At 57.8% G+C, this 11,990-nt stretch carries 9 protein-coding genes and 1 pseudogene; 5 read left to right on the forward strand and 5 right to left on the reverse strand.

The features are described from left to right. Positions 1 to 8 precede the first annotated feature (8 nt). From U9R61_RS16085 to U9R61_RS16105, 5 genes are all read left to right on the forward strand, one after another. Positions 9 to 224, forward strand: a complete 216-nt coding sequence (locus U9R61_RS16085) for a hypothetical protein (protein WP_322489825.1) — start codon at positions 9 to 11, stop codon at positions 222 to 224. A 472-nt stretch (positions 225 to 696) separates the two neighbouring features. Then, positions 697 to 3,426 carry an ATP-binding protein gene (locus U9R61_RS16090; RefSeq protein WP_322489826.1) on the forward strand — a complete coding sequence of 910 codons (2,730 nt, stop codon included), beginning with the start codon at positions 697 to 699 and terminating at the stop codon, positions 3,424 to 3,426. Between the two features lie 96 nt (positions 3,427 to 3,522). Next, positions 3,523 to 4,128: a DJ-1/PfpI family protein gene (locus U9R61_RS16095; RefSeq protein ID WP_322489827.1), complete on the forward strand. Its 606-nt coding sequence runs from the start codon at positions 3,523 to 3,525 to the stop codon at positions 4,126 to 4,128. A gap of 201 nt (positions 4,129 to 4,329) precedes the next feature. Then, positions 4,330 to 7,176 (forward strand): VWA domain-containing protein, encoded by a 2,847-nt coding sequence (locus U9R61_RS16100; protein WP_322489828.1) that lies wholly within the window; start codon positions 4,330 to 4,332, stop codon positions 7,174 to 7,176. A 5-nt stretch (positions 7,177 to 7,181) separates the two neighbouring features. Next, positions 7,182 to 7,526 (forward strand): hypothetical protein, encoded by a 345-nt coding sequence (locus U9R61_RS16105; RefSeq protein ID WP_322489829.1) that lies wholly within the window; start codon positions 7,182 to 7,184, stop codon positions 7,524 to 7,526. 51 nt (positions 7,527 to 7,577) lie between these two features. On the opposite strand, the gene U9R61_RS16110 is transcribed toward U9R61_RS16105, so the two are convergent. The 5 genes and pseudogenes from U9R61_RS16110 to U9R61_RS16130 form a co-directional block, all read right to left on the reverse strand. After that, the gene (locus U9R61_RS16110) at positions 7,578 to 9,629 is read right to left on the reverse strand and encodes a 3'-5' exonuclease (RefSeq protein ID WP_322489830.1); all 2,052 of its coding nucleotides are present in this window, start codon (positions 9,627 to 9,629) and stop codon (positions 7,578 to 7,580) included. Positions 9,630 to 9,994: 365 nt separating this feature from the next. Then, positions 9,995 to 10,696 carry a DUF5667 domain-containing protein gene (locus U9R61_RS16115; protein WP_322489831.1) on the reverse strand — a complete coding sequence of 234 codons (702 nt, stop codon included), beginning with the start codon at positions 10,694 to 10,696 and terminating at the stop codon, positions 9,995 to 9,997. A gap of 7 nt (positions 10,697 to 10,703) precedes the next feature. Next, positions 10,704 to 11,015 carry a hypothetical protein gene (locus U9R61_RS16120; RefSeq protein WP_322489832.1) on the reverse strand — a complete coding sequence of 104 codons (312 nt, stop codon included), beginning with the start codon at positions 11,013 to 11,015 and terminating at the stop codon, positions 10,704 to 10,706. Further along, complete coding sequence (locus tag U9R61_RS16125) at positions 11,012 to 11,554, reverse strand: ECF subfamily RNA polymerase sigma factor, BldN family (protein ID WP_322489833.1); 543 nt, start codon at positions 11,552 to 11,554, stop codon at positions 11,012 to 11,014. The genes U9R61_RS16120 and U9R61_RS16125 overlap by 4 nt, the downstream gene beginning before the upstream one ends. Positions 11,555 to 11,733: 179 nt before the next feature. After that, positions 11,734 to 11,990, reverse strand: a pseudogene (locus U9R61_RS16130) (hypothetical protein); the annotation flags it as partial.

The following is an 11,990-nucleotide window of genomic DNA, read 5'->3' on the forward strand; positions in this document are numbered from 1 at the left end:
AGCCACTCATGCGCACTCGTCTGAAGTTGAAACCCGGCCAACGTGGAACCAAAAAATTGCAGGCGCTGTATGGCGATCGCCTCGTCTGCGTGCGGTATCGCTACGACGCCGAACAGGGTCGTCGTCTCAAAACGATCGAGCTGATCGTAGAAGAAAAAGAATGGTCGCCCCGTGGTCGTTATGAGTCGGCAGAAGCGGGTTTCGATCAAGTGGCGGCGGATTGACGGGTATCAGCAAGTGGGCTGGTAGAGACGTCGGGTAGTTTCGTACATTGACAGGTACTGCTCTACGCGGAGCAATGACGGTGATGAGGGCGGCGCTGGCGTCGCCCTCGCTGTGTTTATGGCGCAACTACTTCATAATCCAACCGTTTGCACTGTGGTTGGGATGATGCCGATGCGCATCCGACGATACGACGATGCAGGCGCTGCGGCAATTGAGGTATTTGTGCACCTTTGCTACGATATTGAGACGCATCCAAGCATCATAACTGCGGCGGCGCACTATAAAAGCAAGGCCAAGAATGGTATGATGGAATAAGGTCTCTGTACGGAGAGTCTTCAAGAACTGTATGGGATCGCACAAACAGCACTTTGTTGCTGGTTGCGACGACGATGCAGGGTTGGTGGTGATCACGTCGTTGTCATACCGATGAGCACCAATGGATATCGCTACAGCTTTAGCATGGAGCAATCGGTGACGCAATCTCACTTTGACGAATCCGCTCACTCAACCGAACTCAGTCAACAGATGGCTGATTTACAAGCGGAACTAGCCCGGTTGCGCGCGCAGAACCGATTTTTGCTAGCTGCGGTCAATGAGATGGCAAGCGGAATGCTTGTCACCGATACTGAACCCGATTATCCCATCATCTTTGCTAACCGGGCGTTCAGCGCCATCACCGGTTATGCGCCGGACGAAATTCTTGGCCGCAATTGTCGCTTTTTGCAAGGGCCACAAACTGATCGGATGGCGGTGGCGCGCATTCGTGAGGCAATCGCCACCGCGCGCCCGATCCATACCCGCTTGCTCAATTATCGCAAGGATGGCCAGCCCTTTTGGAATCAACTCGCGATCAGTCCGGTGCGGGATGAGACCGAGCAGGTGGTCGCGTTTGTCGGCTTGCAAACCGATGTTACTGCGCAAGTGATGGTGGAACAGGCGCTGGCCGAACGAGAACGGTTGCTGCGTGCGGTTGGCAAGATGGTGAGTGTGGGTGGGTGGGAATTCGATCTGACGACGCGGCAGATGGTGTGGTCGGAAGAGATGTTCGCCATCCACGAGTTACCGGTCGGCGAGCCACCTTCGCCGGAAGCGGCATTATGGTTCTACCCGCCAGAGGTTCATCACCTGATCGATCAAGCGTTTCAGCAGTGTCTTGCCACTGGCGAGCCGTGGGATCTAGAAATGCCATTCCGTACCGCGCGCGGCAATCTGCGCTGGATCCGCTCAATTGGCCGGCCGGTTTGGGAAGCAGGGCGGATTGTCAAGCTGCGTGGCACCTTCCAAGACATCACCCGCAGTAAAGAGACCGAGCTGGCCTTGCGCGCCAGCGAGCGGCGCTACCGTATGCTGGCCGATCTGTTGCCGGGGACGATTGTATTAATGTTCGACACTGATCTTCGTCTTACCTTGCTCGCCGGCGCGGAATTAGCCCGGTTTGGCGTCAACGCTGCGCAGGTTGAGGGGCAATTGTTGCCGGATATCTTGCCCGAACCGCACCGCTCTGAGCTGTTGCCGTTGTGTTATGATGTGTTGGCTGGCGTTCCCTACCATATTGACTATGTCTTTAACCGTGAAGTGTTTGATACGTCCCTGTTACCGGTTGAAATTACACCGGGACAGATCAGCGGCGGCTTGATCGTGGGTCGTAACATTACCGTTGAACGGCAAATTGCCGTTGATCTCTTGCGCGCAAAAGAGGCGGCTGAACAAGCTGAGCGAGCGCGTTCCGCCTTCCTTGCCTCGATCAGCCATGAAATTCGTACTCCGCTTAATGCTGTCATTGCCAGCGCCGAATTGCTCTTGACCAGTGCCTTGCTGGAAACGCAGCGCTCGTTGGTCGAGACGATCCGGGTTGGCGGCGAGGCATTGCTCGCAATTGTCAATAATGTGCTTGATCTGTCCAAAATAGAGGCGGGGCGGCTTGAGATTGTCGCTGAACCGGTTGATGTACGGGCAATTGTTGACGCAGTGATGACCCTGTTCCGTCGTGATGCCGAGCAGAAGGGATTAGCGTTTAACGCCGCGATTGATCCGGCATTGCCATCGTTGGTGATGACTGATGGCACGCGCTTGCGCCAGATCTTAATCAACCTCGTCAGTAATGCAATCAAGTTTACCGATCGGGGAAGCGTGTTGGTCTCGGTTGATATGGTTGCCCCCAACACCGATCGTCCGCAGGTGGCGATCGCTGTACGTGACACCGGGATCGGCATCGACGCTGAGCAATTGCCGCGCCTCTTCCAGCCGTTTACCCAACTTGACAGTGACCGCGCGCGGCGGGGCGGCGCCGGTCTTGGCTTAGCCATTAGCGCCCAATTAGTCCACCTGATGGGTGGTGAGCTGAGTGTGGCCAGCCAGCCGGGCCAAGGATCGACATTTACCTTGCGGCTGCCGGTGCAGGGGGTTGCTGCGCCGGAGGCGGCCTCGGCGCCGGAGGCAGCCCCAGCGCCGGAACTCTCCGCTTCGTTACGAGTTTTGGTGGCTGAAGATAATGCGATCAATCAGCAAGTGGTGCTGCATTTGTTGCGTGTCTTGGGTCATCACGTAACGATTGTCGCGAATGGCCGTGAAGCGGTGCAGGCAATTCAGCACCATCCGTTTGACTTGGTGCTGATGGATCTGCAAATGCCAGAGATGGATGGCGAAGAAGCGACCCGCCAGATCCGCGCGCTTGGTGATCAGATCCGGCAGCCGCTGATTATCGCACTAACCGCGTATGCCTTCGCCGGGATGCGCGAGCGGTGTTTGGCTGCAGGGATGGATGGTTTTCTCAACAAGCCGGTGCGGTTGCAAGATTTGCGCCAAGCCTTGCAGCCGCGTGCTCAACCGATGATTCCTATCACGGGTGCAAGTCCGGCCATTCGTGATCAAGTGATCGATTGGGAAGTCTTTAGCGAACTCTTGACTGCACTTGGTTCGGATCAAGTTGAAATGGCTATCAAGGCGCGCGAGCTGATCCGGCGCGAGTTTCAACAGCAACTCGAACAGTTAGCCTCTTCGATCGCCTATGCTGATACCGAACAGACCCGGCGGATTGCCCATCGCCTCAAGGGAGGCGCTCGCCAAGTCGGCGCGGTGCGGGTGGCAGCGGTGGCGCAGGCGCTTGAGCAAGCCGCCGCAAGCCAAATGCCGCTCGATCCGTTGTTGAGCGCCTTGCAACATGCGGTCGCCGAGACGCTGCGCTTGCTCGAAGCTGGTTGACAGTTACGCCGCACCGTGTTACCGTAGAATCATCCTAGCTGGCAACATAGCGACAGGGTGGTCGTATTCGTCTAACCGTTCAGAGAGGTGCAGGCCATGGCAAAGAAGATCCTCTTCCTCGTCGGCGACTATGTCGAAGATTACGAAGTGATGGTGCCGTTTCAGGCGCTCGCCGCGCTTGGCTATCAGGTGCATGCCGTCTGTCCGGGCAAGAAGGCCGGTGAATTCGTGCGCACTGCGGTGCATGACTTTGAAGGCGATCAGACCTACAGCGAGAAGCGGGGGCACAATTTCACTCTGAATCAGAGCTTTGATGAAGTGAATGAGCACGAGTACGATGCGCTGGTTATCCCCGGCGGGCGCGCGCCGGAGTATATCCGGCTCAATCCGCGCGTGCTCGAAATTGCGCGCCACTTCTTTACCGCCAACAAGCCGGTAGCGGCGATTTGCCACGGCTTGCAGGTCTTGGCAGCCGCTGGCGTGCTGAATGGTCGCCGTTGCACGGCCTATGCGGCGGTTGGCCCCGATCTGCCGCTGATTGGCGCTGAATATTACGAGTTGCCCGCCGATCAGGCCATTACGGATGGTAATCTGGTGACAGCGCCAGCGTGGCCGGCTCACCCGGCATGGATTGCCCAATTCCTCAAGGTGCTCGGCGCCAAGATTGAAATTGAACCGCAAGCCGAGACGGTAGCGGCGTAAGCGATCACGAAAGGTTACAGCGGAGGTGCATAGAAGGGGCACAGTGTCGCTGTGCCCCTTCGCTGTGCCTGCGATAAGCGGAACTTTTCCTACGAGGTCGCCGTCTTAAAAAAGTGCTGGTCTTGCCTTGTCATCGCTGGGTATTCTCGGTACAATGCCAGTACGATCACGTGCCAATGTCTCACCGGCGAATGGTTGCCTATGCCATATATCTCCTTTATCTATCCTGAAGCGCTCTGGTTGCTCATTGTGCCGATCGGCGTGGCTGCGCTCGCCTTACTCGCGCCGCGCCGGTTATCGCTGTTCCGGTTCTGGGGCAGCCTGATCGTGCGCACCTTAGTCGCCGTGGCCTTGATCTTTGCCTTCGCCGGTATTCAATGGGTGCGCCCGGTCGATCGGTTGACGACGGTCTTCTTGCTCGATGGCAGCGACTCGATGCCAGCCTCGACCCGCGCGCAGGCCGAGGCGTTCATTCGCGCTGCCTTGCAAGAGATGCCGGCAGACGATCAAGCGGCGATTATCGTCTTTGGCGATAATGCGCTGGTGGAACGCGCTCCGGATAGTGATCGCCGGTTAGGCCGGATTACCTCGATCCCTATCGCCAATCGCACCAATATCGAGTCGGCTATTCAGCTTGGGATGGCGCTCTTCCCCGCCGATGCGCAAAAACGGTTGGTGTTGCTCTCTGATGGCGGTGAAAATAGCGGGCGGGCGATTGACGCGGCGCGGCTAGCGGCTAGCCGTGGCATTCCAATCGATATTGTCGATTTGACGTTGGTGGAGGCTGATGCTGAGGCGTTGGTGTCCAGCGTGGAAGCGCCCAATAGCGTGCGTGACGGCCAAGAGGCGCTGATTGTGGCGACCGTCGAGAGTAACGTCGCCCAATCCGCTACGGTGCGCCTGATTGATGATACTGGCGTGGTGGCCGAACGCACGCTTGAATTGTCGCCCGGCGCAACTCGCGTCGAGTTTGTGGTGCCGGTTGAGGGCAGCGGTTTCCGGCGCTACCGGGTTCAAGTGGAAGCCGCTAATGATGGACGAGTGCAAAACAATGAAGCTGCTGCGCTGATCCGGGTGCAAGGCCCGCCGCGGGTCTTATTGATTGCGCGTAACGCTGCCGACGCCCGCCCGTTGGCGACGGCGTTGGTTGCTGCCGATATGGTGGCCGAGGTGATATCGCCGGAAGCAGCGCCGCGTTCGCTGGCTGACCTCAGCGCCTACGATGCCCTCGTGCTGGTGAATACGCCGGCTCGCGCCTTGCCGATCGGTTTGATGCAGGCCATCCCCGGTTATGTGCGTGATTTAGGACGTGGTTTGCTTATGATCGGCGGCGAAGATAGCTTTGGCGTCGGCGGCTATGGCCGTACCGCCGTCGAAGAGGCGCTCCCGGTGTATATGGATGTCCGCAACCGTGAAATGCGGCCCGATCTGGCGATCGTTTTTGTGATTGATAAGTCGGGGTCAATGGATGCCTGCCACTGCGCCGATCCTGATCGCAACGCGCCGATAACGTCGTCGTCCGACCGTAAAATCGATATTGCGAAAGATGCGATTGCGCAGGCGACGGCGCTCTTGAGCTTGCAAGATACGGTTGGTGTGGTGACGTTCGATGGCGCTGCCTTCCCAACCTTTGCCGCCACTCGTGGCGCAACGGTCGAACAGGTGATGGAAGCGGTAGCGGGGGTCGAACCGCGCGGCCCCACCAATATTCGGGCAGGTTTGTTGCGCGCCGAAGAGATGCTGCAACAAGTTGACGCTCGTATCAAGCACATGATTCTGCTGACCGATGGCTGGGGCAGTGGGGGAGATCAGCTCGATATTGCCGCCCGGCTGCGCGAACAGGGCATCACCCTGACCGTCGTTGCCGCCGGGAGCGGCTCGGCCAGCTATTTGCAACAATTAGCGGCAGAAGGCGGCGGGCGCTACTATCCGGCGGTAGATATGGCTGATGTGCCGCAAATTTTTGTCCAAGAGACGATTACGACCATCGGGAATTATATCGTTGAGCAGCCGTTTGTTCCGGTACGCTACGGCAGCAGCCCGATACTGGCCGGCATCAGCACCATTCCGCCGCTCTATGGCTATAATGGCAGCACGCTCAAAGACACTGCCCAATTATTGCTAGCCACCGAAGATCAGCAGCCAATTTTGGCCACGTGGCAGTTTGGCCTTGGCCGGAGCGCAGCGTGGTTGAGTGATTCTAAAGGCAAGTGGGCGCGGGACTGGATTGCATGGGATGGTTTTCCCCGCTTTGCTGCCCAATTGATCGAAGATCTGACGCCGCGGGGCGGGCAGGATGTCCGTGCCGAGGTGACGGTCGCTGGCAGTGAGACGATCGTTCGCCTTGCCATGGCGGCGAGCCAGAATGATCTGACAGTCACAGCTACGCTGATCGGCGGTGATGGATCGCGGCGCGAGGTGCGGTTGACACAGGTTGCCCCCAACCAATATCAGGCGCGGCTCGAAAGTCCTATTCCCGGCACTTATTTAGTGCAGATTGCCGGCGCGCGCGGTGATCGGGTGGTGATTCAAGAAACTGCTGGGATGGTCGTACCGTATTCTTCGGAGTATCGCAGCGCACAGGCCAACCCCGGCTTATTAGCCGAGCTGGCGAATACGACCAAGGGCCGGTTTGTGACCGAACCAGCCGAGGTGTTTATGCGCCTGAATCAAGTCTTTTCGGCGCAAGAGATCGCTTTTCCGCTGTTGTTATTGGCGTTGATCCTGCTGCCGATTGATATTGCCCTTCGTCGGCTAATGGTGCGCCGCAGCGATTTTGGCCCGCTCGGCACGCTGGCCGGACGCTTGCGACCCGCCGGCGCAGCGCCGGTTGCGCCTGATCCGGTGCTGGACCGGTTGCGCGCTGCCCGTGATCAGGCGCGGCGCCAGATGGTTGGTGAACGCACACCGTTGCCGCTAGCTCCGCCATCTGCTTCGCCGCCGGCCCCGCCGCCGGCTGCCGCTGCTGAGGGTGATGAGGCGCTCGCTCGCCTGCGCGCAGCCAAAGAACGCGCCCGCAAGCGAATTACTGGCGAAGGAGGCGAGTGATGGGTATGGCGACGAATGGAATGGCTGCCGAACCGGTGCGAGCTTGGCTAGGTCGCTTGGCGATCGCCATCCTGATCGGAGCACTGGCCGGGGTTGTCGCCTATCTGACCGTGCGGGCCATCGGTTCGGCGTGGCTCTTACTCAATCAGCAAGCCTTGATCGACGCCACCCGGCAGGCGTTACAGGAAGGCGTAATGGGCTTGGCCAATACCAATCTCCGCGCCTTGCGCTTAGCTGCTGAAGCGCAACAACGCTTTATCGCCGAACTGAGCGGCTGGATCGGGCTAGGCGCATTTTTGCTGGCCGCGATCATCGGCTTTGTCCGGCTTGATCTGCACAGCGGCAAATAATGCTGCGCTGATTGCCTGTCGCCAGCCGCGTTGGGTTCGGCAATGCTGCCGTCACGGCTCGATCCGCTGCCAGAGCGTGGCCGGCAACGCTTCCACGAACGATGATGGTTGATCGGCGCTTGCGCAGACCAACAATTCCCGCATTGCGCGCGAACAGCCAACGTAGAACAGGCGGCGCTCTTGCGCAATCGCCTCCTCCCGCTCTTCTGGCGGCAAGTGGTCGAAGGTATGCGGGAGATGTTCTTGCGCTAGCCGGAGCACGGCAACAAAGGGAAATTCAAGCCCCTTCGCTGAATGCAGGGTCATCACTTTGACAACCGGTTTACGGATGTCAATTTGCTTCCTCTCCATAAACTCCGCCGGTAGGCCAAACTGGTTGAGCTGAGCGCAAATCTGTTGCGCCACTTGCTTGCTATGGCACAGCACTGCCCCAGTGTGCGCCGGTAAGCGCCACTTTCGCGCTGCCGCCGCGAAGGAATCGCGAATCGCCATCGCTTCTTCCGTGATGTCGCGGCAAAACCGAATGCTCGGCAGATTGCCGTTGTGGATCGTGGCAACGTGTTCATCGGCTCCGCCAAGAATAGAGGCGCAAGCAGCGGCGATCTGGGCCGTATTCCGGTAATTACGTCGCAACACAAAACTTCGCCCGCGCATTTGGAGGGCGCTATCGATCTGCTGCCATGAAAATCCGCGTTGGTACAGCGATTGGCCGGCATCGGCAGTGATATAGATTGACTGCGGTGATTCGACGCACGCTAGCAGGTAACGCAGCGCCACCGGCGAAAGGTCTTGCGCTTCATCAATCACGATGGCGCGGTAGGGCCGGGCCGGCTGGTGGCGGGCCAATTCCAGCGCCTGCCGCCGCACATTGCCCCAGGTCGTCCATCCTTGTTGGCGTAAGCGATGTGACCACGTCTCATACACCGACCACACGGCTTCACGCAGCGAGGCGCGCAACGGTAGTTTGCGCCCGATGCGCGGTTGGTTCGCATATTCTTCATACGTGGTCAGCCCCCAATGCTCGATCACACTGGTAAACTCGTCGAGCAGGTATTCGACCCCTAGCGCTTGCAATGCTTCCCGGCGATGTTGGCGTTCAGCTTCGTTGTCGCCGGCCATTGGCGCTATCGCTAACGCCCTGTGCAAGACGTTCAGCAACTCTCCTTCCGGGGCGAAGCGGGGTGCGCCATACGTGCGGGCGTATTGGCGAAAAATGACACTATCGACTGTATTGACTTCGACCCCCTGTGATACCAGATCACCTTGGAGGAGCCGTTCCAACAATTGCGTCGAGTACGAGATCAAGGCATTGGTAAAGGTGGTAAATAACACTGGCGTTTGCCCGCTGGCCACCAATCGTTGGACGCGGTACAGCGCAACGATCGATTTGCCGGCACCCGGCCCGCCACGTACCAGCACCGGCTTATCAAGCGGGATTTCGACCAGCCGCTGCTGTTCAGGATCGAGCATCAGCAAGAAGTCGGTCAATTCGCCAGCCACAAACCGGTCAAGGTCTTCGGCATCGTTGAGCAGAAATTGCGGCTGTTGCAAAATGTCATCGACGCTGCGCGGGTACAGAATATCGAGCACTCGTTCCATAATCGCTTGCGGTACGGGCGCATTCAAGAGGTCATCTTCAGTGCGCACGGCGAGTAAGGCTGACCAGTACTGTTCTGGGATGCGCCACTGGTGCAGATCAGCTGTAGTGATTTCGCGGTTCAGCGGTTGTGCTGTTACGACGGTTGGCTCGCTCGGTGGCGGTTCAGGCGGCGCCGGTACGCGCAAGAAGCTGACGTCCGGCGGCGCTTCTTCTGGCAGGTCAATCTGACCAAAATCGTGTTGGTAGGTTTGCTCATCGCGTTTGCGAATCGCAATCAGCTTGACCCATCCCGCATCAAAGGTGTAAATCAGACGATAATCGCCAATTCTGACCCGATACAGCGGCGGGACGCGGTTCTTAAGCTTTTTGGCATCGCCTTGGGCTGAAATCGGATCGCGTTCAAGCACTTTGACTTTCTGCAAAACGGTTTTTTGAATCTTTACGGGTAGACCAAGGAGTTCGTTGAGAAAGGTTGGTGGGGTAATGATTTGATATTTGGTCATGCTGATAGCCCTTGCTCGACAAAGCCGCCATATTGGGTACGTGGTGCATGGTGGCCGTGATCGCGTCTGCAACAAACAATATGTGTTTTAAACTGGATTATGCGTTTGCTTGAGTCGGGAAGGTACCCAATATAGACATCATAACATTCTCGTTACTCGTTGCAAAGCAGTAAACGGCAGCCGCGTCTGTTAGGTGGCTATTTGGTCGAGCGCAGACTTGGCACGACTTGAGCTATCATTGGCTCCGCGCTCCGAGTTTCTGCGCAGACTGCATGCCGCTAAATAGTACACCGAACGGCGAGGGAGTTTCCTCGCCGTTCGGGCGGATGCGGACAAGTTGCTGAGCTGGCTGGCGTTGACTCATTTCAATGGTTCTTTCTGTTACTATGCCTCGGTTCGGCAGTCGGAGTGGGGTTGGGGCCGCCCGCACCGCCGTCATCGCCACGGCCCGGTTCAGCGGTGGGGGTGGGACGTGGCCCAACCTCCCCATCCCGATTCCTAGTACTGCCCGGTTTCACCGTCGGGGTCGCGGATGGAACCGGAGATACCGGCAAGGGTGCAGTGGCAGGGGTAGATGTGGCCCATTCGGTTGGCGTAGAAACGAACAGTGTGGCGGTAGTGGTAGGAGCGGGCGGCACCATAGTGATGGTAGCCGTTGGCACTGCTAATGAAGCTGTTGGTGTGGGTTCAAGCGTAGCATGAGCAGGTTCACCTGCATTATTCCCCGGATCATTCGCGCCAAGCACGATGATGACCTCAGCCTGTACGGTATCATTGGTGGTACGACCGTGGACAATCAATACAGCACCGAGCGCCGGCTGGCCCTGAATGCGAGTCGTGTCGCTGATCATCACCAGAATACTACTGACCTGCCAACGTTCGGCGCTCATCAGCTCAAGCGTCCCGTGAAATTCGACCTCCGCGGCGCGGGATTGCGCCAGCAGCGCCGTTACCTCGTAGCGACGGCGCGCGGCAAAGCTCGTTTTCAGTTGTTCACTGTTGCCGCTCAGCGTAAGTTGCACCTGTTCGATGGAACGTTTGATGGGGTAGAGTGGCTCTCCCGGCAAGGCCGCATCAGCCGCCCATGTTAAGCCCTCCGCCAGCGAACAGTATCAGGAGCGCAACACTGGCTGCCCAGAGCGCGAGTCGCTGCCAGAGCGCAGGCCGGGTTTGATAGGTGGTGGCTTGGCGTAAAAACGCCCGGCGGGATGCTATACGTGCCTCGTTGGTGGGATCAGTGGCGAGATGAGCCAGCGATTCGGCAACCACGAGAATGGGTTGGAGTGTGGCCGCCTCGTGGGGATAGCGCGCAAGAATTTCATGGATTGGCTCGCCTTTGGCCAGTGCATCAAGGCAATGATTGATCAGCGTTTCTTTATCCATCATTTCACCATCCCCGGCGCCAGATGCCGTGCTAAGGCGGCAAGCGCACGCGCTTGCAATTGTTTGACCGCTCCTTCAGTCTTGCCAAGCAGGTGAGCTATCTCGTGAATTGGCAGGTTTTCTCCAAAACGTAATGCTAAGACATGTTGTTGATCTTCAGTTAGTGTACTAATAGCTTTACGAAATTTTTCAATAGCAACTTCTTTTTCAGCGATTTCTGCTGGCAATGGCGCTTGACTCACAATCTGCTCATTGAGCGGCTCATTTGGATTGTGGTAGGTTTGGCGAAAATAATCACTCACAACATGCGATGCCACGCCAAAGAGCCAGCCGCGCAAGTTGTTGGTTGGCGCTTTCCGTTGGTGCAGAGCAGTAAGGGGGCGCATAAACACCTCACTGACTAAATCTTCGCAAGTTTGCCGGTCGCTGATCCGAAAGGAGACATAACGGTAGAGCGATTGATAGTAGGTGTCATGAATCGCTGCTAACGCATCGGTATCAAGTTCACGCGCCCGGCGCAGGAGCTCTGCATCACTGAGCACAGCGCCTCCTCATCCGTAATGTTAGATCTGGCAGGGCAGGTTGTGCGGCTTGCTGCCCTGCCAGCATTATGCGCCAAAGAGTTAATGTTCTGCGTTATTCCGTGTTGGTGACGTTTCCCTTTCATACCACAGTCAAGCTATGCGTGCTTGGTTTGGAATGAACTTCCGGCGAGCGTTTTCTAAGGATACGCCGGTGCTAGGGTCGGTTCGGGAGTGCTGGTGCGATGTTGGTCACGGTTTTGGTCACGGGTCTGGTCATCGTTGGCCGGCTCCGATGGTGTGGCTGATGGTTGTTGGTCGTGGGTTTGGTCGCGGGTTTGGTCGCGGGTTTGGTCACCGTTGGCCGGCTCCGATGGTGTGGCTGATGGTTGTTGGTCGCGGGTTTGGTCACGGGTCTGGTCGCCATTGGCCGGCTCCGATGGTGTGGCTGATGGTT

The organism is Chloroflexus sp. (assembly GCF_034431535.1).
In the GTDB taxonomy this organism is placed as follows: domain Bacteria; phylum Chloroflexota; class Chloroflexia; order Chloroflexales; family Chloroflexaceae; genus Chloroflexus.